At 45.0% G+C, this 25,490-nt stretch carries 19 protein-coding genes; 5 read left to right on the top strand and 14 right to left on the bottom strand.

Annotation, left to right across the window (positions count from 1 at the left end; genetic code table 11):
* Nucleotides 1–109: 109 nt before the first annotated feature.
* Nucleotides 110–718, bottom strand: coding sequence for an SMI1/KNR4 family protein (locus tag RJD38_RS19245; RefSeq protein ID WP_065546216.1), 609 nt, complete (start codon nucleotides 716–718; stop codon nucleotides 110–112).
* Nucleotides 719–1,085: 367 nt separating this feature from the next.
* On the opposite strand from RJD38_RS19245, the gene RJD38_RS19240 reads away from it, so the two are divergent.
* A complete protein-coding gene (locus RJD38_RS19240) occupies nucleotides 1,086–3,044 on the top strand; it encodes a RecQ family ATP-dependent DNA helicase (protein WP_065546215.1) in 1,959 nt (652 codons plus the stop codon).
* A 93-nt stretch (nucleotides 3,045–3,137) separates the two neighbouring features.
* Here RJD38_RS19240 and katG read toward each other — a convergent pair whose 3' ends face one another.
* The 3 genes from katG to RJD38_RS19225 all read right to left on the bottom strand — a co-directional run bounded on the left by katG (nucleotide 3,138) and on the right by RJD38_RS19225 (nucleotide 9,349).
* Complete coding sequence (gene katG, locus RJD38_RS19235) at nucleotides 3,138–5,255, bottom strand: catalase/peroxidase HPI (protein WP_406853494.1); 2,118 nt, start codon at nucleotides 5,253–5,255, stop codon at nucleotides 3,138–3,140.
* A 312-nt stretch (nucleotides 5,256–5,567) separates the two neighbouring features.
* A complete protein-coding gene (locus tag RJD38_RS19230; RefSeq protein WP_005592901.1) occupies nucleotides 5,568–6,761 on the bottom strand; it encodes an acetate/propionate family kinase in 1,194 nt (397 codons plus the stop codon).
* 578 nt (nucleotides 6,762–7,339) lie between these two features.
* On the bottom strand, nucleotides 7,340–9,349 hold the full coding sequence (locus tag RJD38_RS19225; protein ID WP_065546213.1) for a TonB-dependent siderophore receptor: 2,010 nt from the start codon (nucleotides 9,347–9,349) through the stop codon (nucleotides 7,340–7,342).
* Nucleotides 9,350–9,464: 115 nt separating this feature from the next.
* On the opposite strand from RJD38_RS19225, the gene RJD38_RS19220 reads away from it, so the two are divergent.
* Together RJD38_RS19220 and cueR are read left to right on the top strand one after the other, a co-directional pair.
* Nucleotides 9,465–10,445 carry a helix-turn-helix transcriptional regulator gene (locus RJD38_RS19220; RefSeq protein ID WP_065546212.1) on the top strand — a complete coding sequence of 327 codons (981 nt, stop codon included), beginning with the start codon at nucleotides 9,465–9,467 and terminating at the stop codon, nucleotides 10,443–10,445.
* A 68-nt stretch (nucleotides 10,446–10,513) separates the two neighbouring features.
* Nucleotides 10,514–10,903, top strand: a complete 390-nt coding sequence (cueR, locus tag RJD38_RS19215) for a Cu(I)-responsive transcriptional regulator (RefSeq protein ID WP_065546211.1) — start codon at nucleotides 10,514–10,516, stop codon at nucleotides 10,901–10,903.
* 93 nt (nucleotides 10,904–10,996) lie between these two features.
* On the opposite strand, the gene vctC is transcribed toward cueR, so the two are convergent.
* From vctC to RJD38_RS19190, 5 genes are all read right to left on the bottom strand, one after another.
* A complete protein-coding gene (vctC, locus tag RJD38_RS19210) occupies nucleotides 10,997–11,752 on the bottom strand; it encodes an iron chelate ABC transporter ATP-binding protein VctC (RefSeq protein WP_009384234.1) in 756 nt (251 codons plus the stop codon).
* Between the two features lie 7 nt (nucleotides 11,753–11,759).
* Nucleotides 11,760–12,710 carry an iron chelate uptake ABC transporter permease subunit VctG gene (vctG, locus tag RJD38_RS19205; protein ID WP_009384232.1) on the bottom strand — a complete coding sequence of 317 codons (951 nt, stop codon included), beginning with the start codon at nucleotides 12,708–12,710 and terminating at the stop codon, nucleotides 11,760–11,762.
* The gene (vctD, locus tag RJD38_RS19200) at nucleotides 12,700–13,635 is read right to left on the bottom strand and encodes an iron chelate uptake ABC transporter permease subunit VctD (protein ID WP_005592894.1); all 936 of its coding nucleotides are present in this window, start codon (nucleotides 13,633–13,635) and stop codon (nucleotides 12,700–12,702) included. Before vctD ends, vctG begins: the two co-directional genes overlap by 11 nt.
* A gap of 74 nt (nucleotides 13,636–13,709) precedes the next feature.
* Nucleotides 13,710–14,618, bottom strand: coding sequence for a siderophore ABC transporter substrate-binding protein (locus RJD38_RS19195; protein ID WP_065546210.1), 909 nt, complete (start codon nucleotides 14,616–14,618; stop codon nucleotides 13,710–13,712).
* Nucleotides 14,619–14,881: 263 nt separating this feature from the next.
* On the bottom strand, nucleotides 14,882–15,451 hold the full coding sequence (locus RJD38_RS19190; protein WP_065546209.1) for an RNA-binding S4 domain-containing protein: 570 nt from the start codon (nucleotides 15,449–15,451) through the stop codon (nucleotides 14,882–14,884).
* Nucleotides 15,452–15,788: 337 nt separating this feature from the next.
* On the opposite strand from RJD38_RS19190, the gene RJD38_RS19185 reads away from it, so the two are divergent.
* Nucleotides 15,789–17,567, top strand: a complete 1,779-nt coding sequence (locus RJD38_RS19185) for an EAL domain-containing protein (protein ID WP_065546208.1) — start codon at nucleotides 15,789–15,791, stop codon at nucleotides 17,565–17,567.
* A 43-nt stretch (nucleotides 17,568–17,610) separates the two neighbouring features.
* Here RJD38_RS19185 and RJD38_RS19180 read toward each other — a convergent pair whose 3' ends face one another.
* From RJD38_RS19180 to RJD38_RS19160, 5 genes are all read right to left on the bottom strand, one after another.
* Nucleotides 17,611–19,245, bottom strand: coding sequence for an ABC transporter ATP-binding protein (locus RJD38_RS19180; RefSeq protein WP_065546207.1), 1,635 nt, complete (start codon nucleotides 19,243–19,245; stop codon nucleotides 17,611–17,613).
* On the bottom strand, nucleotides 19,245–20,288 hold the full coding sequence (locus RJD38_RS19175; protein WP_174269629.1) for an ABC transporter permease: 1,044 nt from the start codon (nucleotides 20,286–20,288) through the stop codon (nucleotides 19,245–19,247). The genes RJD38_RS19180 and RJD38_RS19175 overlap by 1 nt, the downstream gene beginning before the upstream one ends.
* Before the next feature lie 59 nt (nucleotides 20,289–20,347).
* The gene (locus RJD38_RS19170; RefSeq protein WP_009384218.1) at nucleotides 20,348–21,436 is read right to left on the bottom strand and encodes a microcin C ABC transporter permease YejB; all 1,089 of its coding nucleotides are present in this window, start codon (nucleotides 21,434–21,436) and stop codon (nucleotides 20,348–20,350) included.
* A 10-nt stretch (nucleotides 21,437–21,446) separates the two neighbouring features.
* Nucleotides 21,447–23,264 carry an extracellular solute-binding protein gene (locus RJD38_RS19165; protein ID WP_065546206.1) on the bottom strand — a complete coding sequence of 606 codons (1,818 nt, stop codon included), beginning with the start codon at nucleotides 23,262–23,264 and terminating at the stop codon, nucleotides 21,447–21,449.
* A 252-nt stretch (nucleotides 23,265–23,516) separates the two neighbouring features.
* Nucleotides 23,517–24,035 (bottom strand): NUDIX hydrolase, encoded by a 519-nt coding sequence (locus RJD38_RS19160; protein WP_005592883.1) that lies wholly within the window; start codon nucleotides 24,033–24,035, stop codon nucleotides 23,517–23,519.
* A 398-nt stretch (nucleotides 24,036–24,433) separates the two neighbouring features.
* On the opposite strand from RJD38_RS19160, the gene RJD38_RS19155 reads away from it, so the two are divergent.
* The gene (locus RJD38_RS19155) at nucleotides 24,434–25,429 is read left to right on the top strand and encodes a 2-hydroxyacid dehydrogenase (RefSeq protein ID WP_065546205.1); all 996 of its coding nucleotides are present in this window, start codon (nucleotides 24,434–24,436) and stop codon (nucleotides 25,427–25,429) included.
* Nucleotides 25,430–25,490 lie beyond the last annotated feature (61 nt).

Genomic DNA, 25,490 nt, shown 5'->3' with positions numbered 1-25,490 from the left:
TTCCTTCCACCTACCCCACGCTTTAATTGAGTGTAAATAAAAAGCCCTTTCCTAACCGAAAGGGCTTCGTCATTTTCATCGATTGAATTAGAACGAGTCTAAGCCAGTGTTAGCTTTTATAATCCAGAGCTAATAGCAATGCCGTAAAGTTAGGTAAAATTGGGTAAATGCCCACACCATCATAAGTCACGTAAACAATACTGGGTTCACCACCCTGATTAAAATCAAGACACAGCACGTCACCATCATTGTTCGCAAAAGGCACCAGCTTGCGCCAATCTCGTCCTTGCAACGCATCTTGGTGCTCTCCGTAACCAAAACACATTTCTAATACTGAAACTGAGGTTTCGTAACCATCCCCACCCGGCAGCAGAAAGCCCTCAAATAGATGAAATGGATAAGAACATGTTTGGCGACCGTCAGTAAACGTCATCGGCAGGTTAATTTCCAAAATCCGCTTAACCGGATCATCATGTCGATAAGCACAGGGAAAACTAAAATCACGCCCTACGTCAAAGCCACCACACTGTTGGATGAACTCAACAAACAATGCCGGCAATTCTTGCCCTAGCGTTAACGTCAACTCACCGATAAACGTGAGATCGAGCTCTTCTTGGCAAGGAATAAAACACATCTCAGCCAACTTAGGGTTTTGTGTAACAAGGTATGCCGCCTCACCATGAAAAATGACTTTCTTTTCTCTATTTTCAACCAACATCTATCGATTCTCACTTAACATTTCTTTTTTTGAGTCTGGTTATTTGCCCAGTTTTATTCTGCATGATTTTTGATATATCGCTTTTCGCCTAACAGCCAAGACAACCCGCATGCTGTACCGAGCAATGTACACCGATTGATTTATGTATCAAAGCAAAGCATGTCGCTGAGTGAATAAAGGTTGATGGCTATCGTGTTATGTATCTTTTCAGTAAAAAAGACAAGATCTCAAACTCTATGACTTTCGTTACTGAGCTTATGCTGTTATTGCCTCTATTCTTTCCCAGTTTTAACGCATTACGCTCGAAGTCGTCTCAGTAGGCAGGTAAACTTCACATTATTAAGATTTATCGATTGGCAGGGCTGGCATGAACAAAGAGACGACCTATTTAAAAACACTCAAAGATGTGTTTGCTTTTGAACGCTTACGTGGCGGCCAACAACAGGTGGTGGAAAAGGTTTTACTTGGCCGTTCAACAGCCGCTATTTTTCCCACTGGTTCTGGCAAATCACTGTGCTACCAACTCCCCGCATTACATCTGCCGCATTTAACCTTAGTGATATCACCGCTATTAGCGTTGATGAAAGACCAGCTTGATTTTCTAAAGAGCAAAGGCATTGCCGCGGCATCGATTGACTCTTCATTAACCTATGACGAATCGCGCGAAGTGATGCGAGCGGTGAAAGCGGGAGAGACGAAGATCCTGATGATTTCAGTTGAGCGCTTGAAAAACGAACGCTTTCGTCAGTTTATTTCTTCTGTGCCTATTTCACTCCTCGTGGTAGATGAAGCCCACTGTATTTCTGAATGGGGGCATAATTTTAGACCCGACTATTTAAAACTTCCTGTCTATTGCGCACAACTCAATATCCCGCAAGTTTTACTTCTCACGGCTACGGCAACTCCTCAGGTCATCGAAGATATGGGCGCTAAATTTGCTATCAAGCCCGACGATATCGTGGTAACCGGCTTTTACCGCGAGAATCTCGTTCTCAATGTACTGCCATGCCCGGAAGCTGAAAAGCCAAACAAGTTACTCGAACTGATCAATAGTGAATCGCCGCGCCCAACGATCGTGTATGTCACCTTGCAAAACACAGCAGAAAGCGTCGCTCGTTACCTCTGTGAACAAGGTGCAGCGGCCACAGCCTACCACGCAGGTATGCACAGTGACGTGCGGCAAAAAATCCAAAACGATTTTATGCAGGGTAAGATCAACGTTATCGTGGCTACCATCGCCTTTGGGATGGGTATCGACAAATCTGATATTCGCGCTGTGATTCATTACGATTTACCCAAGTCGGTTGAGAACTACAGCCAAGAAATTGGCCGAGCGGGTCGCGATGGAAACACGTCGATCTGCTCCGTACTCGCCAACCGTGAGTCGTTAAGCGTTCTAGAAAACTTTGTCTACGGTGATACGCCCGATTTAGCCGCTATACATGCCGTCATTGACGAGATAGGTCAAACAGAATCAGGACAGTCATGGGAAGTGATGCTTAATAATCTGTCTCGTGACTGCAATATCCGCCAGTTGCCACTCAAAACCTTGTTGGTCTATCTAGAGCTCGAAAAGGTGATTGAACCGCAATACAGCTACTTTGCTGATTATCGATTTAAGACATTAGTGCCTGTGGAACAGATCATCGCCCAATTTGACGGTGAACGCAGAGCCTTTATTGAGGCGCTATTTAGTGCATCGGCAAAATCACGCATCTGGCATACTGTCGACTTCGATGCGCTATGGCACACCTATCATGCCGAGCGTCAACGCGCAGTCGCTGCATTGGATTATCTTGCTGATAAAGGCTGGATAACACTCGAAAGCAAACAGATGACTGATGTATTTCGTCTGTGTAATCCTGCCGCCTGCAAAGGAAGTAATGCCACTGAGTTAAGTCGCGCGATTCACCGCTTGTTTATCACCAAACAAGAAACGGAAATTAACCGTGTCCACGCGATGTTAACTCTGTTTGAAAGCCAAACTTGTTTAAGCCATCGACTGGCCAATTATTTTGCCGATGAACATGCGCCCGCGCAGTGTGGTCATTGCTCAGTGTGTCGTGGGCATGCCGCTGTACTACCCAATGCCAATTCGTTGCCAGAAATAGAACTATCTCAATTGCAACATTGGTGTCAGCCATTGCTCAATGCGGGTAAATCAAACCATACCGAGATCACCGTTGAGGCTCTTGCTCGCTACCTCTGCGGTATTTCTACGCCACTGACGACAAGGCTCAAAGCCACCAAGATGACAGGGTTCGGTAAGTTGGCTCCCTACCCGTTTGCTGATGTAAAGGCTGGTTGTGAGAAAGTATCTAACTAACGTGTAATCAAAAAGCCCTCAATCAACCATGACATGAGGGCTTTGTTTGGTCTATTAGACGTCTGCTTATGTTAGTTTTCTGCTTACGTTAGGTTATAGATCAAAACGATCCGCGTTCATCACTTTGACCCAAGCGGCGACAAAATCTTCCACAAACTTGTTTTGATTATCATCTTGAGCGTACAGCTCGGCATAGGCGCGCAGTACGGAATTAGAACCGAACACCAAATCGACTCGGGAGGCGATCCACTTTGTTTCGCCAGAGTTGCGTTGACGGATTTCATACAAGCCATTCTCGGCTGGATGCCAAGTGAAGTTCATGTCAGTAAGGTTGACAAAAAAGTCGTTGGTTAACGCGCCAACCCGATCGGTTAGTACACCGGTTTGACTGCCACCATGATTCGTCCCTAATACTCGCATCCCACCGACGAGCAGTGTCATTTCCGCCGCCGTCAATTGCATCAATTGGCTGCGCTCTAACAGTAGTTCTTCTGCGCTAACGATATAATCATCTTTAAGCCAATTACGAAAACCATCATGGATCGGCTCTAAAACATCAAAAGATTCACTATCCGTCATCACTTGCAATGCGTCGCCGCGACCTTGTGCAAATGGGACTTCAATCTTGATCCCAGCATTAGCGGCGGCTTTTTCAATACCGACACCACCGCCAAGCACAATCAGATCAGCCATACTAATTGGCGAGTCTAACTCGGCACGTATTGTTTCAAGCTGTTTAAGCACGCGCGCTAATCGTTCAGGCTCATTACCTTGCCAGTCCTTTTGTGGTGATAAACGAATGCGTCCGCCATTTGCTCCCCCTCTTCGATCTGAACCGCGATAGGTGCGCGCACTGTCCCACGCGGTTGTGACCAGATCGCTGATTGTAATGTCACTATTGAGAATGGCCTGTTTAAGGCTTTCAATATTATCCTCGCTGAGATGATAGCTAACGCTCGGCACCGGATCTTGCCAAATCAAATCATCGCTCGGCACATCAGGGCCAAGATAGCGCGACTTCGGCCCAAGATCTCGGTGAGTAAGCTTAAACCATGCTCTAGCGAAGGTTGCGGCAAATTCATCCGGGTTATCGCGAAAGCGTTCCGCTATTTTGCGATATTCAGGGTCAAATTTGAGTGCCATATCCGCATCGGTCATCATTGGATTACACTTGATGGTTGGATCTTCCACATCGACGGGCATATCTTGTTCACTGATATTGATCGGCTCCCATTGCGCGGCGCCTGCAGGGCTTTTAGTCACCCACCAATCGTAAGTGAATAACAGATGGAAATAGCCATTGTCCCATTTGGTTGGATGGGTCGTCCATGCGCCTTCAACGCCACTGGTCACCGTATCTCGACCAATACCTCGGCCTGTTTTGTTGAGCCAGCCAAGACCTTGATCTTCTATTTCAGCCCCTTCAGGCTCCGGGCCAAGCTGTGATGCATCCCCGTTACCATGAGCTTTACCTACCGTATGACCACCAGCGGTTAAGGCAACCGTTTCTTCATCATTCATCGCCATACGAGCAAAAGTAACGCGCATATCGTGGGCGGTTTTAATCGGATCGGGCTTACCATCAACGCCCTCAGGATTAACGTAAATGAGCCCCATCATTACCGCCGCTAGTGGATTAGCGAGTTCTCGTTCTCCTGAATAGCGACTATTTTCACCACCACTGGGTTCCAGCCATTCTTTTTCAGCCCCCCAATAAATATCTTTCTCTGGATGCCATATATCTTCACGTCCACCGGCAAAGCCATAGGTCTTTAATCCCATCGATTCATAGGCCATCGTCCCTGCCAGTACAATAAGATCCGCCCATGATATTTTGTTGCCGTATTTCTTTTTCAGTGGCCACAATAAGCGACGCGCCTTATCAAGATTTCCATTATCAGGCCAGCTATTTAGTGGCGCAAATCTTTGGTTAGCGCGACTGGCACCACCTCGCCCATCCGCAATTCGGTATGTCCCAGCAGAGTGCCATGCCATGCGGATCATCAAACCGCCGTAGTGCCCCCAGTCCGCTGGCCACCAGGCTTGGCTATCGGTCATAAAGTCGAGCAGATCTTTCTTCAACTCGTCAAGATCAAGCGAATTGAACGCGTCAGCGTAACTAAAACCATCATTCATTGGATCGGTCTTGTTGTCATGCTGGTGGAGGATATCGAGGTTCAATGCTTTTGGCCACCAATCGAGTTCGGCCATTTGCTGATTAGTCGCCGCCCCATGCATGACAGGACACTGACCTTGTTTTGGTTTATCGCTCATGTTTGCTTCCTTTACTGAGGTTGTTTTACCCAAGTTTAGTCGCAGTAAACGATTTAGCTTTTTAACCAGCGCTATTCAGAAAAAAGGGAGCGAGATGAAAACGCCGCACCTGAAGGTAAACGCTTCATTTTGTTTAATAAACTGAACTGAAATCTTGTTTTAGCTGAAAAAAATTTGTTCTATATAAAAGAAAAGCCCTTTCCTAACGGAAAGGGCTTAGACATATTTCCCAAAAATATGAGTAGATTTTTATAGCAATTCTACTGACTGCTGAGCGATAACGAACTCTTCGTTAGTTGGAATAACCACTGCCACTGCACCCAAAAGTTCAGATTTAGCGATTACGCCAGCATTGCCGAAGCGTGCGTCTTCGTTGCCCTTTTCATCTTCCACAAAACCTAGAAGTTTTAGGTTATTCAGAATTTCACGACGAATTGGTAGAGAGTTCTCACCGATACCACCAGTGAAGATCACTGCGTCTAGGTGGCTAAGTGGGATTAGGTAAGAACCGATGTATTTTGCTACGCGGTAGGTGAACACTTCAAACGCCAGTCTTGCGCCTTGGTGGCCATTTTCCATCGCTTCAAGGATGCCACGAGCATCTGAAGTTAGGCCGGATACACCTAAGAAACCAGATTTTTTATTCAGTGCGTCAAATACTTTCTCTTGGCTCCAACCTTTCTTCAGTAGGAACTCAATGATACCTGGGTCAAGGTCACCACAACGTGTACCCATCATTAGGCCTGAAAGTGGCGTGAAGCCCATTGAAGTATCAACAGATTGACCGTTCTCAATCGCACATACTGATGCGCCGTTACCTAGGTGCACAGAAATGAAACTGCACTCTTCTACTGACTTGTTCAGCATTTTCGCCGCTTCGTTAGCAACGAAGTAGTGGCTAGTACCGTGGAAACCGTAACGACGGATACCGTAGTCGGTGTAAAGATCACTAGAGATTGCACCTGTGTATGCGCGTTTTGGCATTGATTGGTGGAATGCAGTATCGAACACCGCGAACTGAGGCAAGCTTGGGAATGCCGTCATCGCAGCTTGAATACCTTTCGCGCCTGCAGGGTTATGCAATGGTGCAAGATCCGCGATGCTTTCGATTTCAGCCAATACATTCTCGTCGATACGTACCGTCGACGTGAATTTTTCGCCGCCGTGAACGATACGGTGACCAATAGCAACGATTTCAGATGTGAAACCTAGCGTGTCGATAAGCTTAACGATGCGGTTAATCGCATGTTGGTGGTGGTCGTCAGGTGCAGAAATCGCTTCTTCTGTTTTCTCACCATTGTATTTCCAACCAATTACAGCTTCTGGCATACCGAAGCATTCACCTAATCCGCTAACAATCGCTTCGCCTGTTTGCGAATCGATTACAGCAAATTTTAGTGAAGAACTACCAGAGTTAATCACCAACACAAACGAGTTAGACATGGGGTACGTATCCTGTTTAAGACTGAATGTCGAAGCTTGCAGAGCTTCATTGTGTATTGATTTTAATTATTCAAATTTTTTAAGCGTTTATCAACTTTGTTTTAGTTTTTTTGGCAAAAGAAACGGTTTTTTGTTGATCTAAAGCAATATTGGATTTTATTTGCGCTAAGAAATTAATCAATTTGAGGCATTTGACCGTTTAAATTCGTCCGTATTGCAAACGAATGCGTAACGCTTTCAACCCTAGCTTAACCCACGTCATATCTACACTCCATGCTACTTTAGAGTAGAAATTATTTGCGCAACAAAATGCGTGTTCAAAACTCGTCCACTCAAACAAAGTTGAATGATGTGATTTTCTGCCGAATTTTATAAATAATTTTGAATATTGAGGTGTATTTTTTCTCAACTGACCTCCATTGCTGTCACATTAACGAACAATGTTGAACAATATTTCGCCGCAAATTTTGCTTCATCACCACCAAAGCGCAGATTTTCGCCGTACAAAAACAACAAAAGCTGCCTTGTTAGGGCAGCTTTGAGTCATCTATTTTCACTAAATTAATCGTTAACCAAAGTTAAAATTGATACGCCGCAGACAGCTTGTAATTGCGGCCAGGCTCATAATCATTCACTTCAATTCCGCGTGAAATGCCCGATGTCGATGCATGGGAAACATAGGTTTCATCAAATAGGTTATCGACGCCAAAGGTAACCGAGAGGCGATCCGCGGAACTTGGTACCCATTGCACATACATATTGTGAACATCATACCCAGGTTTATGCTCATTGCCTCCAAGTACATTGTTTTCGTCTTCCACTACAATCGACGTCCAGCCTATGATTAAACCCGGATCATCCCATTGATAATCGAGCGTCAACGCTATCGTGTCGCCAATGTCTTTACTCCTCGCCCCAGAGCCACTTGATGCGTAAGGCCCACCATTGGTCAGATTTTCCGAATCCGTTTGTGAGTAACTGGCTTTCGCCGTAAACGCGTCATAACCATAGACTGCTGACAATTCAAACCCCGTCAGTTCAATATCATAAGCATTTTTGATCAAGTAACCGCTGGTCGCTCGAACATACTCTTCGGTGATGTAATCATCGATTTCAGTTTTAAACACGGTTAGATTGGCACCAAAGTAATGTTGATTCACCCAGTGATTAAACTTGAATCCACCTTGGGTATTGCGCCCCGTTTCCGGTTTAATGTCTCCATCTAGTTCAGTAACTTGTTGGAAGGCAATAAAACTTTCCAGCAATTCTGGCGCTTTAAATAAGGTTCGAGTGCTGGCAAACAAGCTAAATGAATCCGTCAACGACCAATCAGCGGCGATCGCCCAAGTAAAATCATCAAAATCCTTATCACCCGTTTCTGCGTTACGCTGATAATGGTCATAACGGACGCCTAACGTTAGCGCAAAACGATCGAAAAAAGCGATTTGGTCTTCAAGAAACAGCGCCGTTGAAATGGCGTCTTCGTCCATATATTCAACACCACCGTAGGCACTCGAAGAGCGCTTATCCATGTAATCCAACCCATAGGTTAGGGTATTACTGAGGGTGAGCAGATCAAGCTCAGACTGCACCTTAGCGTTCAAGCCAACGTTCTGATTTTTTGCGGTGTTTTCCGATGCGCGACCAAGAAATGTCCACCCCGTTGCCGTTTCATCACGAATAATTTCGGTGGTTGAACTGTAAAGTGTGGCTTGAGCATGGTGTTGATCGGTTTCAAATTCATAGCCTAATCGAATGGTGTCACGATCATACTCAGTGGGTAATAACAGGCCACCATCTCGTCCAGCAAGGTTCGCTGCACCACCTCGATCGGGTCTTGCACTGTAATCACCTTCATCGCGATATACATCGTAGGAAAACTCAATTCTATGCCCATCTGTAGGCTCAAATCCTAGCTTAGCTAATACGTTGTACACCTCACCTTCCGAACCAAAGGTGTCGTTACCATCGCCGTCTTTAAAGTTATTGCGATCAACTCCGTGGATATACAACATCGAATCCACGCCCTCTGATACTTGACCGTACAAGGTGAGCGATCCTTGCTCACTATCATTACTGGCATAACCGCCATAGAGGCGAGCGCCAAACGTTTCATCGTCGCGCAGCAAATCTTTGGCATCTTTGGTTTCAAAGTAAACGGAGCCCCCAAGGCCACTCTGTACCACTGAGTTGTTGCCAACTTGGATGTCAACCGACTTTAGAATGTCAGGGTTTAGCGTCAAGTTACCAATATGGTGGAACATATTCGCGTGTTGCGACGCGCCATCTAAACGAATATCTAAATCCGTTTCACCTAAGCCGCGAATGGTAATACGCTGGTTAACCGAATGCGTTCCTCCCACATCCACACCAGGAATGTCTCGCAGTAAGTCAGACATATGATCCGCTTGTTTAAGGGACATATCCCCTGCCCCCAGGGACTCGGTATTGCTTGATACCTTGGTCCCCCAAACCACCACCTCATCAAAATAGCTGTTCTCTTCATTTGCACTGGCGCTGTTTATCGCGCAACTCACGGCCATCCCGACCAATGTTCTAATTAATACCGCTCTTTTTACCCTTTCCATGTGGCCTCTATAAATACAAATGATAACAATTCGCAACTATGTTAATCTTTATCCACACGACCTAACAGGGAAATGAGTTATGCAAAATTGCCTAACCGTTATGAGGGAATAGCAAATGGGTGCTGAAATACGAGTCGGTTCAAAATTAACCAAAATCGCGCTAACCAAGAAGATAGAGGAGTCTGAAAAACAATTAATTATCGGCGTGGGGAAAAATACAAAACCGATTGTTGAGGGACTCTTTGTATCTCATCGATGTGATGATGCTTTTTTTATTCATGGTAGTCGCAGTCTCGAATTGCTCGATACCCATATCGTCTCTACCGCCCCAACATCGCTCATTGTGACCCTTTTACTGTCCGGTAAACTCAGTTTTGGCTACGACGATGTTCGCTTCAATCTCGATGCCAGCACACAACCACAAGGAGCCTTAGTCAACCTAACCAAACCGGCCAGCTTTCACCGCACAATAAATAGAGGATGCCGAGTAGCTAAGCTAAACCTTTCGATAAAACCCGAATGGATCATTTCGCGTAGCAGCGAAACCTGCCATATCCGCCAGTTTCTCGCCGGGCATAAAAATGCGCTGCAGTTTTGCTTGAGTGAGGAGCTTGCCAACCTAGTTGAGCAAGTCCTCAACCTGCACAATGCCACCCGTTTTGAACAACAAATCCAGATTGAGTCTCTCAGTTATCAAATCATTGCCCTGATCATTGAGCAGCTTGATAGATCGCTTATGCGTACTAATTCATCGCCACGAGTTAACCTTAACTCTCCGACGGTAGAAGACGTAATTCACTACATCAATACTCATCTTGAGCAACCACTGGTGATTGATGACATCGCCAGCCATTTTTCAATGAGTGCTTCAACACTGCAACGTAAGTTCCGCCAGCAGCTTGGGGTGACCATCATCGGTTATATCCGAATGCGCCGACTTGAAATAGCCAAGCAGTACTTATCACGTGGTCTCGTTACCATTACTGAAGCGGCCTATGAAGCTGGCTATAATCACCCCTCTAATTTTACGATCGCGTTTAAAAGAGCCTTTGGTTACCCACCCGCCGAGATACCGCCTGATGAACTATCTTGCTAGGTGATTTTGTCATCCACAGGTAAACTAGATGTTGAGTGACATGATACGGTGATTAGATAGGTTTAAGCATGAATATTGGTGAAGTTGCCCAAATGACGGGCTTGTCGAGTAAATCCATTCGTCTCTATGAAGAGAAAGGTATCATTTCTGCTCCCCATCGTAGCGCCTCTGGTTATCGTGAATATTCATCTCAACATCTGCAAGAGCTTAATTTAGTCTCACGAGCCAAAAATGCCGGTTTTTCCTTAATTGAATGCAAAGAGTTCGTTCAGTTAGCGCATAATCCTGAACGTAAAAGCAGTGAAGTGAAAGCAAGGGCGCAAATCAAACTCGACGAAGTACAGCTAAAGATCAAACAACTGCAAGAAATCGAGCGCCAATTAAAGCAGTGGGTTTCGTCTTGTCCGGGCAACTCACACAGTCAATGCCCTATTATTGATGACCTTACCAAGTCATAGGCTGACGACACTTCTACAGAAAATAAAAATGACAAAGCCTTTCATAATGAAAGGCTTTGTTTTATTAGCCATTCGTACCAGCTGAACAACCAATCAGTAATAAGTACACATACGCTTACCATCCATCTCAATGATGTTAAATGGCGTTTCGTAGATACTTTCAAGCACATCGGCTTGAATCACCTCTTCCACCGTACCTTGCGCGACCACCTCACCTTTTTTCAGTGCGATGATTTTATCGGAATAACACGAGGCAAAGTTGATGTCGTGGATCACCACCACCACCGCTTTGTTCATCTCTTTTGCTAAGCGACCGATGTTACGCATGATCTGTAACGAGTGTTTGATATCGAGGTTGTTAAGCGGCTCATCAAGAAACACGTAATCAGTATCTTGCGCGATCACCATCGCGATGAAGGCTAGCTGACGCTGACCACCACTAAGCTCATCCAGATATTTGTGTTGGATCTTGGTTAAGTCCAGATAGTCGATTGCTTGATCGATGATCACTTGGTCTTCTTTGGTCAGTTTACCTTGGCTGTAGGGAAAACGGCCAAATGCGATCATTTCACGTACCGTGAAACGCATCGTAATTGAGTTAGCTTGGCGCAATACCGCCAGGCGCTTTGCCAGCTCTTTCGTATCCCATTCACCAATCTCTTTACAGTCAATGTAGACTTCACCTTCGTCTTTGCTCACCAAGCGGCTTGCCATCGACAGTAAGGTACTTTTACCTGCACCATTTGGGCCGATGATTGAGGTGACTTTCCCTTTTTCAAATTCCGCACTGGCTTGTTTTACTACCGCCGATTGGCCGAAAAGTTTGGTAAGACTTTGTAATTTAATCATGGTGACCCTAAACGATTTTATTTCGTAGCAGCATAGACAAGAAATAGATGCCGCCAATAAAGTTGATGACAACACTCAACGTGGTTGAGAAGCCAAAGAGGTTTTCAACGATCCATTGCCCTGCCAACAAAGAAGCCACAGACAATAGCGAGACGCCTAATAGCAATACGCGATGCTGGTATGAGCGCAACATTTCACGAGCAAGGTTAGTCACTAATAGACCAAAGAACATGATTGGCCCGATAAGCGCCGTTGATATCGCGATTAAACACGCTGAAAGCATCAGAACTTGCATCGTTACGCGCTTAACATCGATACCCAAACTGGTGGCATTATCTTTATCTAACCAGAACACATCCAAAACACGATTTAAACGGAATAGTAATGCACTGATTACCATCAGTAACGGTGTACATAAGTAAACCAATTCGACTTTAATATTGTTGAAGCTCGCAAACATGCTGTCTTGAAGCGCTGCAAAGTCATTTGGATCGAGCAGCATCGTCAAAAAGGATGAAATACTGCCAAACAACTGACCAAGGATCACACCGAGTAGCAATAACATCATCAAATTTTGCTTGCTGCCTCGAAAGTAAAAACTAAAGAGCAGTACTGAAAAACCGAGCATCACACTAACCGATAGCGCGAAGTTAAGGTAATCATTCAAAACATAGCTACTTAACCCACCGAATAATACAACCACTACCGTTTGGGTAAACATATACAGCGCATCGAACCCCATAATACTCGGAGTCAATATGCGGTTATTGGTGATGGTTTGAAACGCCAATGCCGATTGGCCAATCGCAACGCCGGCTAAAATCATTGCCAGCACTTTAGGCACTCGGCGTGATAAGAAATATTGATAGTTATCGGCATTAAGGCCAAGGCCAATAAACAGACCAGCAAACACAAGGGCAATAATCGCCAGACCAAGCAGTTTTACTCTATCCTGCATTTTTTTGACCTCGCAGAATAAAGAACACAAACACACTGCCACCTAAAATACTGATGATCATTGAAATTGGAATTTCGTAAGGGAAAATAATCACACGCCCTGCTAGGTCGCAACACAGCACGATCAGCGCCCCGAGTACCGCGGTAAGCGGGATATTACGGCGTAAGTTATCACCATAGAATTGACTGACTAGGTTTGGCACAATCAAACCTAAAAATGGCAACTGACCGACGATCATCACTACGCTGGCAGACATAATCGACACCAAAATAACGCCAATTACCAATACTTGTTGATAATTCAAACCGAGGTTAGTGGCAAAATCTTTACCCATCCCCACCGCAGAGATACGCGTTGCGTAGAGATAGCTGAAGATGGCAATAGGAATCGCGATATACAGTAGCTCGTAATCACCTTGCAGTAGGTTGGCAAAGTTGGCCACTGTCCAACCCGATAGGTTTTGTAGCGCGTCGTACTTATAGGCAACAAAAGTCGCCAACGAGTCGACCACATTACCAAAGATGATTCCGATAAGAGGGACGAAAATCGCGTTTTTGAATTGCACGCGGTTGATGAATTGGACAAACAGTAGCGTGCCTAAGATAGCAACTAAAAAGATAAGCCAAATTTGCTGCCCACCAAAGAACACCAGACTCAGAACGTAGCCTAACATGGCACATTCAATCGTACCCGACGTGGAAGGTGCGGCGAAGCGGTTTTGGCTGATTTGCTGCATGATCAAGCCCGCAATACTAAGCCCTGCCCCCGCAAGTAAAATTGCTACCAAACGGGGAATCCGGCTAGTAAACATCAAGTGCCAGCTATTGGCATCCCCTGCAAGCAAAGATGCTGGAGTTAAACTGCTCACACCAACAAAGAGTGAACCGACACTGAGCAAAATCAGTATTGGAAGTAGCTTCTTCAAAACACGCCTCTAACGTCAAAAAACCCAAGCAGCCAACGCTACTTGGGCGATATTATTAATTATAATTTTTAGTGTTACTGACCGATCGACGTCTTCACGTCATCAATCATTTTTTGGGTTGCTTGCATGCCAGAAATCGCTAAGTACCAAGCATTAATGTCTAGGTATGCCATGCGGTTGTTCTTATGCGCATTGGTGGCTTTCACCAAGTCGTTTTCGAAATCTCGCTCAACCGTGCTGGTGCCTTTATTGATCAATTTGTCTTTATCGATGATCAGCAAAGTGGATGGGTTCGCTTCACGAATAAATTCGTACGAAACCAAATCTCCGTGACGTGATGATGCATTGATGTTCTCAACGGTTTGTGTAAAACCAAAATCACGATAAATTGCTGAGAAGCGGGATGCCTCGCCAAACGCTGTAATGTTGCCACCCGCACTCATTACCGTTAAAGCATCCACCTTATTTTTTTGGTTGTAATCGCGGATCGCTTTAAATTCACTATCGATCTCTGCAATTTTCTTTTCAACAAAGTCTTGTTTTTCGAATACTTTACCAAGGTTACGCCACTGCTCTTGCGTGCTGGCCCAGTAACCTTTGCTGTCGTCAGCGGCAAAAACGATGGTCGGAGCGATTTTGGCCAATTCATCGTATTGCTTAGCCGCACGTGAACCGACAATGATTAAATCTGGTTTTTGAGTATAAATCGTTTCGAAATTTGGCTCTGACAAGCTACCAGCGGAAACAAATTTATAATCGCGGTATTGAGCAAGATAGTCAGGGAACATGCTAACGGTTGAGATCGCGACTGGCTCTACGCCCAGTGTCACAGCGGCATCCAATGCACCGACACCAATGACAACCACACGCTCAGGGTTACTTTCTAATTTTGTTGTCCCTTTCGCATGGGTGATTTCGACCATTTCTGCATTTGCACCAAATGCGACTAAGCCTGATAGCAAGGCCAATGTTGAAACTTTCATACTCAACTCCATAATTAATAATGCAATGCATTATCATTTAGATTTGTAACAAAGTCATCTTTCCTTTACGTTTTTTACATTGGTAAATTTCTTTGGCGTCTCGTTAATAAATGGGTTTACAACCCTCAGCTCTGTTAACGTTTTACTGCGTTGCGGTCGCTCACTTCATATGGCACAAAAAAGCCCTGACAAGTTTTCACTCATCAGGGCGATGTTTGCAAGCCGTTCAAGCATCTCAATGATAATGAACGTCTAGTCTCTTTTTAGAGGAAGCTGATATTGCCACGACCATTTGAATTTCTTGTCGGTGCTTGTTCTGTCTCAGCTTGCTTAGACTTAGGCTGTTTATCCGCTTTGTTTTTGGCTTGCGATTTCGCTTTCTTGTTCGGATTCGCTGACTGGCTTAAACCTGCGGTATCAACCACACCGTCATGACTTTTCGACTTAGCCGCTTTATTAGCTTGGTTTTTCTTCTTATTTGCCGCAGACGCTTTTTGGGCTTTTTTCTCTGCTGCGGCCTTTTCTTGTTTGGTTGGTTTGTCTTCTGCTTCAGTGATCGGTGCATCACACACCACCACGTAATACTCTTGGTTAAACTCGAAAAAATCGCCATCGTACATTTTGCGACGTTTACGCGTTTCAAGTTCACCGTTAACCGCAACATAGCCTTCCGAAATCAGATGTTTCGCTTCGCCGCCACCACCTACAAGATTTGCGATTTTAAACACTTTGTACAGCTCAATTGGATGAGAGGAGACCTCAATACCAATTGCTTCAATTTCAATTTCATCGCCCTGTTCTTGCCAATCGGCATCTTGGTTCAGTTCTGACATCTTGCAACCCAAATATGAAAACGTCGAGTCTGCCCTTTCTTCCTCATTCACTCAAGTGTTTTGTTACAATTTAGGCTCGAGTTTAAAGCGACACAAATCGTGCAATATACGAGCAGATCAAACGAAAAATCACGACCAAGACACCTAAACACAAGGGTTAGCACACAGCATTAGAGTAATTAATCTAATATTTTCCAATTTTGTCGTCTAGACACAAATAGTTAGTAGCATACTGCCTGTGAATGATGTAAAAACGCTATCCAAATTATACAGCGTGTGTCTGCTTGTTGAACCGTTCAGCATAAAGTGAACGTAAAAAATTTAGGTTATAAAACTAATGGGAACACATTTGCATAGTTTGCTTGAGCGCCAAGATGAAGAGCTTACAAACAGCCATGCCTTTTCGATTGATCCAAAACCGCATTTGGATACGTCAACACCGTTATCTGGCGGCGAGCTAGACTCGTTGATGAACAATCATTTTAAGTACGTCATTGATGTGCTGAACGATGGTCTGTTTTACATGACGGATCCCCACCATGTGTTCTTCTATAACCCTGCATTTTATCAACAGTTTGGGCTTGAAACCGGAGTACAGCCGATCAAACAATGGCTAGACCGAATTCACCCACTCGACAGACAAAACTTTGAAGCGCAAATAGCAGAACATATTCAAGGTGAAGAATGTAAAAAAATCACTCAATATCGTGTAAGAAAATCCAATGGACAGTATATTTGGATCGCCGGAGAAGGCATCAGTAAAACCCTAGATGGAAAACGTTTTTTAATTGGTTGTCATCGTGACATTTCTGACAGCAAGTTAATGGAAACCTACTTACAACAAGCTGCGTTTCGCGATAGTGCATCAGGACTTTCTAATGCACAAAAACTGGCGGTTGATCTAGAAGCTCTTAAGCTAGCCAGTAATGACCACCATTCGTTAATCTATATTCATTTGGAAGATATCCGCTCCCATTTGTCTATTCACGGGCCGCAGATCTTACGTAACCTAATGGGTCACTTGCTCTCGTCACTCGATGCGCTTTCCGATACCTTCGTCGACATCTACCGTGTGCGATCCGATGATTTCGCTATTCTGGTGCAGGGGCATTACGACAGCGAGCAAATCGAGCAACTTGGCCAGCGTATTCTTACTACCTATTTAGACTCTATCCAAGCCAATGGTTATTTATGGGGCAATGATATTGGGATCGGTATTTTGCCCAACTTCGATGTCCAACTTAGCAGCGAAGAATTAATTAAAATTGCTTCTCAAACGAGCCAGTTTTCTCGAGAGAAGCAACAAAATCAATTAGCGATTTACCACCACACAACCAAGCTCAAAGTTGAACGTCATTTTCATATCGAACGGGAACTCTCCCGTGCGATCAGTGACAATACTCTTAGCGTTCGATTTCAGCCTATCATTGATGCGCAAAAATGCGTCATTGCCAGTTTTGAGGCATTGGTTCGTTGGCACGACAGTGAGATCGGCCCAATATTTCCTGACGAGTTCATCTCAGTAGCAGAGAAGAAAGGCTTGATTGTTGAGCTTGGCTATCTGGTTTTCAATAAAGCCTGTCAGTTTATCAAGCGCTATCAAGAGACCCATCAAAGCCAAGTGCGCGTGAACGTTAACGTATCGGTACTGCAACTTCTCAATAGCCAATTCCCAGAGCAAGTTAAACGTATTGCCGATGAGTATGGTATCGAGACGAGCCAGATCGTCTTAGAATTGACCGAAACCGTGATACTTGATGGGGACAAAAACGCGGTATCCCAACTTCATCGTTTGGATCAATTTGGATTTAGACTCTCTCTAGACGATTTTGGGGCTGGTTACACCTCGCTAAACAGCTTTTTTGAATTACCACTCAAACAAATCAAAGTGGATAAGTTGATGGCGTGGAAATCCCTCGATAACCCATCCACATTTCAATACCTGCGTTTTATCACCCAATTGTGCCATGCAAATAATGTCGATGTGGTGATTGAAGGGATTGAAAATGCGGCAATGCAGCGCACATTTACCGAAATGGGAGCCAACTACTTACAAGGCTTTTGGTTTGCGAAGCCACTCTGTTTAGCCAGCGCAAGTCACGTCACACTCATTTAGTAAGAACAAAGCGCAAACTAGGCATACTGCCTAGTCCTTGAGATTAAGACAAGTCCACCAGCTCTCGAGTATATTCATGGTTTGGCTGGCCAAATAACTGCTGAGTTTCGCCCTGCTCGACTATTTCACCATTACGCATCACTATCGTGTAATGGCATAGCGAACGAACCACATTCAAATCATGACTGATAAACAAGTAAGTCAACTTATGCTTTTGCTGCAGGGATTTGAGCAATTCGAGTATTTGCGCCTGTACGGTGCGATCGAGTGACGAGGTCGGCTCATCCAGCAGTATAAATTCCGGCTTTAGCACTAACACACGTGCAATGGCGATGCGCTGGCGCTGACCTCCAGAGAACTCATTTGGATAGCGAAAACGGGTGTCGGGATCCAAATCCACCTCTTGCATCGCTTTGACGATCTCAGCATCGATTTGCTCTTCACTTAAATCCGTGTGAACCAATAAACCTTCTCCGATCACTTGTGCGACTGACATTCTCGGATTCAACGCAGAAAATGGGTCTTGAAAGACTACCTGCATTTTACTGCGATACGGCAGCATCGCTTTGCGATCAAGTCCTTGTAGTTCTTGCTCCTGATAACTGATTGAGCCTTCCGAATTCACTAAGCGCAATATCGCCATACCGGTGGTTGATTTGCCTGATCCACTTTCACCGACAAGGCCAATCGAATGACCGCGCTTAAGTTGAAACTCCATATTGGTCACCGCTTTAACGTGTGAGACCACACGCTTAAACACGCCACCAGTAATTGGGAACCACACTCGCAGCTGTTCGACACTTAACAAAGTTGGTGCAGCGCTGTCCACTGACACCGGCTCGCCTTTCGGATCGGAATTAATCAGTAGCTGAGTATACGGGTGTTGAGGCTGGCAAAAGACTTGCTGACAATCGCCCACTTCAACCAACTTACCATTTTGCATCACCGCAACACGATCAGCTATACGACGAACAATGCTCAAGTCATGGGTAATAAAAAGCATCGCCATGCCAAGCTCTTGCTGCAAGCGTTTCAGCAAATCAAGAATTTGCGCTTGTACAGAGACATCCAGCGCTGTCGTGGGCTCATCAGCAATCAGCAATTCAGGCTCATTGATCAGCGCCATGGCAATCATGACACGTTGACGCTCACCGCCCGACAATTCATGCGGGTAAGCGTTTATTTTTGCTTCTGGCGAACGAATTCCAACTTTATTGAGCCACTCTATCGCTAATGCTTCTGCTTTTGCTTGTCTCAAGCCACGATGAATCGCGACCGTTTCCACCAATTGCTTACCAATTTTATGCAGCGGATTTAACGACACCATCGGTTCTTGGAAGATCATCCCTATCCGCGCTCCGCGAATGCCACGTAACTGACGTTCCGAGCAAGAAAGGATGTCAATGCCATCAAATTGAATTCGGCCATTAAGGTAGTGTGACGAGCCTTTCGGTAGCAACTTTAAAACCGCATTGGCGGTCACCGATTTACCCGAGCCACTTTCACCAACCAGCGCAAGCGTCTCGCCTTTTTTGATGCTCAATGAAACATCATAGGTCACTTGATCAATCGCTTTATCACGGCCAAAACCGAGTGACAGCGAATCAATCGTCAACACCGTTTTTGCATCACTAATACCGCAATTACTGCGACTCGCATGAAGAGTATTCGTTCCCATTACGCTCTCCCTTGTTGGTGCGGATCAAAAGCATCGCGAACGGCTTCACCGATAAAGACGAGTAACGTCAACATAATTGACAATATCGCAAAAGCAGAAAGCCCAAGCCAAGGCGCTTGTAGATTAGCTTTGCCTTGCGCGAGAAGCTCCCCCAGCGATGGCGAACCAGCCGGCAAACCAAAACCTAAGAAATCAAGTGAGGTCAAAGTGGTCACCGAGCCTGACAGAATAAACGGCATCATGGTCAGTGAGGCCACCATGGCATTGGGCAACATATGACGCAACATAATCCGTTTATCATCGACACCCATTGCTTGGGCTGCTCGAACGTAATCAAAATTACGACAACGTAAAAACTCTGCACGTACAATTCCAACCAAACTCATCCAACTAAACAGCACCATAATACCCAATAGCCACCAAAAATTTGGCTCAACAAAACTGGAAAGGATGATCAATAAAAACAGCGTTGGCATGCCTGACCAGACTTCGATAAAACGCTGGCCAAACAGATCAAACCAGCCGCCGTAATAACCTTGGCTTGCACCAACCACTACGCCAATCACACTCGAAACAATGGTCAACACAAAGCCAAACAACACCGAGATACGAAAACCATAAATAATACGCGCCAAGACATCGCGCCCTTTGTCATCAGTACCTAACCAGTTAACGGCGTCAGGAGCTGATGGCACAGCGCCAACAATGTTGTAGTTAATGGTGTCGTAACTAAAGCGAATAATCGGCCAAATGATTGATCCATGCTCTTCAATCAATTCAATCACGTAAGGATCGGTATAGTCCGCTTCCGTTTCAAACTCGCCGCCGAACTGAGTCTCAGTATATTGGTGGAAAATCGGCATATACCACTGCTGCTCATAGTGGATCAGCAAAGGTTTATCATTGGCAATGAACTCGGCAAACAGACTCAATACAAATAGGATCGAGAACAACCACAGCGAGAAATACCCTCGCTTATGAGACTTAAATCGCGCCCAACGGGCTTGATTAAGAGGATTGATCCCTTTTCTTTTGTTAGGCATCTTTGGCTTTGACACCACGTCCTCTTCCATCGTTTTCTCTATCGTCGCTTTCTCTAACATCAGCGCGCCTCAAAATCGATACGAGGATCGACCCATGTGTAAGTCAAATCCGAGATAATGCTCAGTATCAAACCAAGCAGCGTCATTATGTACAAGGAGCTAAAAACCACCGGATAATCGCGCTGAATCGTCGATTCAAAGCCCAACAAACCGATACCTTCGAGTGAGAACATCACTTCAATCAACATTGACCCGGTAAAGAAAATACTGATAAAGGCACTTGGGAAACCAGCAATAATGATCAGCATCGCATTACGAAATACGTGGCGATACAAAATACTGCGCTCATCCAAGCCCTTAGCTCGTGCCGTCACCACATATTGTTTATTAATCTCATCAAGGAATGAGTTTTTTGTCAGCATACTTAAGGTGGCAAAGCCACCAATCACCATGGCAAAAATGGGCAAAGCCAAATGCCAAAAGTAATCTCCGATTTGTTGATACCAAGTGAGCTGGTCAAAGTTACTCGATACCAAACCACGCAATGGGAACCAACTGAAATAATTGCCGCTGGCAAACAAGATAATCAAGATAATGGCGAATAAGAAGCCAGGGATGGCATAACCTACAATCACCAGCGCACTCGACCAGATATCAAAACGCGAACCATGATGAATCGCCTTCATAATCCCGAGAGGAATCGAAATCAAATAAATGATTAACGTGCTCCATAAACCAAGGGAAATAGAAACGGGAAGCCTTTCGACAATAAGATCAATCACATTGCCACCTTTAAACAGGCTTTCACCAAAATTAAACGTGGCGTAATTCTTCAGCATTTCAAAATAGCGCACATGAATGGGTTTATCGAAACCAAACTGCTTTTTGATCTCTTCCACCACTTCAGGGTCTAAGCCACGTGAACCTTTATAGCCAGTTGGCCCCACCTCTTTCGAGACATCCAGTTCCACCTCGCTACCACCACCGGCAAAGCGTTCCATGATGCCGGAACTTTGCCCTTCAATTTGGGCGATCGCTTGTTCAACCGGACCGCCCGGGGCAATTTGAATAATGAAAAAGTTGATAGTGATGATCGCCCACAGTGTGGGGATCACCAATAACAAACGTCGAAATATATAAGCAGCCATTTATCCCTCTTTAACGGCGTTTTTCTGGTAGCAGTGAGCTTTTTTCTTGTGAAATCCACCATGTGTCAATGCCGAGATCGTATTTTGGCATCACTTCTGGACGTTCAAACTTGTCCCACATCGCCACACGATATTTGCCAATGTACCATTGGGGAATGATGTAGTAATTCCACTGTAAAACACGGTCTAACGAGCGGCCAAGCGCCAAGAGCTTTTCTGGGTTTTGCTGATTTTTCACGATGTCTTGGGTCAGTTGGTCAATCACCGGATCCATCACCCCTGCGGTATTGTAGGTGGAGTCGATGTAGCTTGAGTTCCACATAATCAACAGATTCGGACTTGGGTATGGATTGGCACCATAAGTGGATGACAGCATATCAAAGTCACGATCACGCAGACGCTTGATGTATTGCGTGCTATCAACCGAACGGATCTTCATATTGATGCCCATACGCTTGAGGTTTTTCTGCACTGGAATCGCAATACGCTCGGTGGTTGGGCTGCGGACTAAGAATTCGAATTCGAGTGGCTGACCGGTTTCGACATTGGTCATCACTTTATTTTGCAACTCCCAGCCAGCCTCTTTTAGCAAGGCAAACGCGCTACGCATCTGATTACGGATTCGGCCCGTTCCATCGGTCACCGGTGGCTGATACTCAGCGGTAAATACCCGTTCTGGTATCTTACCTTTTAACGGGGTCAACACCGCAAGTTCGGCTTCCGTCGGTAAACCTGTTGCTTCATAGTCGGTATTTTGGAAGTAACTGCGAGTACGCGAATATTGGTTGTAGAACATGTTTTTGTTCATCCACTCAAAGTCCATCGCGTAGTTAAGTGCTTCCCTTACTTTTGGATCGCTAAAGACTGGACGTTGGGTGTTGAAAACAAACGCCTTAGTCGATTCTGGCTTGTGGTGCGGGATCTCTTGCTTAACAATAAAGCCTTTATCAAAGTTCTGTCCGGTATAAGAACTGGCCCAAAATTTGGCTGAGTTTTCTAAACGAAAATCAAACTCACCCGCTTTGAAGGCTTCCAACATCACGGTGTCGTCACGATAATAGTCGTATTGGATCTGAGCAAAATTATCACGACCAATATTAACCGGCAGATCTTTTGCCCAATAGTCGTCAAGACGGGTGTAAGTGACACTTTGGCCAGCTTTATAATCGCTAACTTTATAAGCAGAACTGCCTACTGGTGGCTCAGAGAGAGGCTGGGAGAAGTTTTTATCTTGCCAAAAGTGTTTCGGTAGCACTCTTGTCGATTGGGCAAAACTGAACATTTTTTCACGGTTCGGTTTCGCCATATCAATCCGCACCACCAAATCACTTTTCGCGGTGACTGACTTAATGTCTTGATAGTAGACTCGGTACTGAGGCACACCTTCAGTCATAAACTTATCAAAACTAAATGCAACATCATGAGCGGTAATGGGTTTGCCATCATGAAAACGCGCATTAGGGTTAATATTGATCTCTAACCAGGTGTAGTCATCAGAATAACGAACGCTCGAAGCAATCAACGGGTAATAAGCATCAATCTCATCACTAGGGCTATACATCAGCGTGTCATACAACTCACCACTGCCTTGTGCTGCGACCCCGCGAGAAGCAAAGCGGTTGAAGTTATCGTAAGTACCGACAACACCGTAAGTCACTTTACCGAATTTAGGTGCATCAGGATTGACGTAATCAAAGTGGACAAAGTTTTCAGGGTACTTGGCTTCGCCAAACCCGACGAGTGTGGTGCTTTCAATCACCGCTGAGATGGCACCTGAACTGACTGCAGACAGAAAACTGGCCAATACTAGACCTTGAATCTTCCTCATGACTACTCCCTTAGCATGCTAATCTATTTTTATAATTCAATTACTTGAGTAAGTATATACGAAAAAACGTATTCGGACAGAAAACCAATCCGACTGGACGCTACTTGCTGAGACGTCACTCGCTATAATCTCTATAAACAATAAAACCCGCAATTCGCGGGTTTTATTTCAAGCAACGGTCATCAAACGGCTATCTTCAATCGCCAATCTTAATACACCGTATTTATTACATTTGCTTGCAGCATGCTTAGGCTAAAGCATTTCTTTAGCAACCAACTGCAGCAAAAAGGTTTCACGCTCAATGCTCATGCCCTTTTGTGGGCTTTCCGCCATTGTTTTTTCATTATGAGCAATCGCTGCATGAATGTTCATCCAAACCGGTTTCATGCCATTTTTTACTTCATAATCTTCATAGGCAGTTTCACCTAATTGGCGATCGATTTTGCAGGTATAACAGTAAGAAATCATGTGCATCACGTCTGCATTATCCTTGTACCAAGGACGAAATTCTTCATAGATACCATACGGTTTGATGTTATGGATATTTTGCGCGCCCGTCTCTTCTTCAAGCTCACGAACCATGCCTGCAATCATATCTTCGCCTTCATCAAGGCCGCCACCAGGAATGGTGTAATCGTGATAACGCTCAGTGTAGAGCAGTAAGATATCTTCGCCATCAATAACAATCGCGCGCGCGGCTTTACGTTGAAAGACCGTCTTATCGTCAAGATGTTCGATGTCAGAATGAATGGTGGTTTTTAAATGTCTCATTGGTACAACTGGTCAGCAAAACAAGGCGGCTATCCTAACACAGCCACTCAAATGACCAAACTCGAATCGGGGTAACCCCATCCTCTATTTTTTGATTACGGTGCAACCGTTTGGCTTATTGTTACACAATATTTGTGGTTTATTTCACTAATGATTCGCGTTATTAATAGTCTATAGCTCCTAAGGTTTACGTATCACTAGTTATCGTTGCTTTGTGTGCCTCTGTATACAGCCAATCAAGGTACTGCACGTGATTTACGCGACTGGGCCAAGGTTGCCTTGATGATAAAAGCAGCCGTCTCAACAAAAGCAACCGTTTCAACAAAAGCAGCGACGCTTCACCCCGTAGCCTGAGCTAATATCACTAATATTTGAATCTGTTTTAATCGAGGTGCTCTATGATAAACGTGGCGATATTTAGTAGTAAATCCTATGACGAGACCTCTTTCTCTAAAGAGAACCAGCATTTCGGCTTCACACTTCACTATCACGACTTCGCGCTATCCAAAAAGACAGCACGCTTAGCCCAAGGTTGTCGCGCAGTATGCGCATTTGTTAATGATGACCTTTCTGAACCGGTATTACGCGAACTGGCGCAGCAAGGTGTCGAACTTATCGCCATGCGCTGTGCCGGGTTTGATCGTGTCGATCTCGGCGCTGCCAAAGCGCTTAATTTACAAGTGGTACGCGTCCCTGCCTACTCTCCAGAAGCCGTCGCGGAACACACCGTCGGCATGATGATGTGTTTGAACCGACGTTTTCACAAAGCCTATCAGCGCACTAGAGATGCCAACTTCTCTCTAGAAGGGCTGGTGGGTTTTAACTTTCATGGTAAAACGGTTGGCGTGATTGGCAGTGGCAAAATCGGTCTAGCGACAATGCGTATTCTCAAAGGGCTTGGCATGCATATCTTGTGTTATGACCCTTACGAGAATCCACTCGCGATTGAGCTTGGTGTAACCTATTGCGACAAAGAGACGTTATTTAAAAATAGTGACATTGTCACGCTGCACTGCCCTATGTCACCAGATAACTACCATCTTCTCAATGAAAGCGCATTTGATCAGATGAAAGATGGCGTGATGATTATCAATACCAGCCGAGGTGAATTGCTCGATTCTGTCGCGGCGATTGAAGCGCTTAAAAAAGGCAGAATTGGCTCGCTGGGCCTTGATGTCTACGACAACGAAAAAGATCTTTTCTTCCAAGATAAGTCTAACGACATTGTTGTCGATGATGTGTTCCGCCGCTTATCCGCCTGTCACAACGTACTGTTTACCGGTCATCAAGCATTTCTGACCAGTGAGGCACTTGCCAATATTGCCCACACCACACTGAGCAATATCGAAAAATTCCAAGCTGGCGAGCGCAGTGGTAACGAACTCATTGATTAACGGCGTCTCAGGATAACAACGCATTCAAAGTATAAAAGTTCGGCCTCTAAGCGAGGCCGAT

It is taken from the genome of Vibrio scophthalmi (genome assembly GCF_040869025.1).
GTDB lineage: Bacteria > Pseudomonadota > Gammaproteobacteria > Enterobacterales > Vibrionaceae > Vibrio > Vibrio scophthalmi.
Note: the sequence above shows the minus strand (reverse complement) of the source record. Positions and strands in the feature narration are given on the sequence as shown.

Coding starts and splice junctions, on each gene's coding strand:
- RJD38_RS19220 (WP_065546212.1), top strand. CDS start 9,465: ATGGGTGCTGAAATACGAGTCGGTTCAAAATTAACCAAAATCGCGCTA.
- RJD38_RS19230 (WP_005592901.1), bottom strand. CDS start 6,761: ATGTCTAACTCGTTTGTGTTGGTGATTAACTCTGGTAGTTCTTCACTA.
- RJD38_RS19240 (WP_065546215.1), top strand. CDS start 1,086: ATGAACAAAGAGACGACCTATTTAAAAACACTCAAAGATGTGTTTGCT.
- vctC (WP_009384234.1), bottom strand. CDS start 11,752: ATGATTAAATTACAAAGTCTTACCAAACTTTTCGGCCAATCGGCGGTA.
- RJD38_RS19195 (WP_065546210.1), bottom strand. CDS start 14,618: ATGAAAGTTTCAACATTGGCCTTGCTATCAGGCTTAGTCGCATTTGGT.
- katG (WP_406853494.1), bottom strand. CDS start 5,255: ATGGCCGAACTCGATTGGTGGCCAAAAGCATTGAACCTCGATATCCTC.
- RJD38_RS19165 (WP_065546206.1), bottom strand. CDS start 23,264: ATGAGGAAGATTCAAGGTCTAGTATTGGCCAGTTTTCTGTCTGCAGTC.
- cueR (WP_065546211.1), top strand. CDS start 10,514: ATGAATATTGGTGAAGTTGCCCAAATGACGGGCTTGTCGAGTAAATCC.
- RJD38_RS19245 (WP_065546216.1), bottom strand. CDS start 718: ATGTTGGTTGAAAATAGAGAAAAGAAAGTCATTTTTCATGGTGAGGCG.
- RJD38_RS19155 (WP_065546205.1), top strand. CDS start 24,434: ATGATAAACGTGGCGATATTTAGTAGTAAATCCTATGACGAGACCTCT.
- RJD38_RS19190 (WP_065546209.1), bottom strand. CDS start 15,451: ATGTCAGAACTGAACCAAGATGCCGATTGGCAAGAACAGGGCGATGAA.
- RJD38_RS19175 (WP_174269629.1), bottom strand. CDS start 20,288: ATGCCTAACAAAAGAAAAGGGATCAATCCTCTTAATCAAGCCCGTTGG.
- vctG (WP_009384232.1), bottom strand. CDS start 12,710: ATGCAGGATAGAGTAAAACTGCTTGGTCTGGCGATTATTGCCCTTGTG.
- RJD38_RS19170 (WP_009384218.1), bottom strand. CDS start 21,436: ATGGCTGCTTATATATTTCGACGTTTGTTATTGGTGATCCCCACACTG.
- RJD38_RS19180 (WP_065546207.1), bottom strand. CDS start 19,245: ATGGGAACGAATACTCTTCATGCGAGTCGCAGTAATTGCGGTATTAGT.
- RJD38_RS19185 (WP_065546208.1), top strand. CDS start 15,789: ATGGGAACACATTTGCATAGTTTGCTTGAGCGCCAAGATGAAGAGCTT.
- RJD38_RS19225 (WP_065546213.1), bottom strand. CDS start 9,349: ATGGAAAGGGTAAAAAGAGCGGTATTAATTAGAACATTGGTCGGGATG.
- RJD38_RS19160 (WP_005592883.1), bottom strand. CDS start 24,035: ATGAGACATTTAAAAACCACCATTCATTCTGACATCGAACATCTTGAC.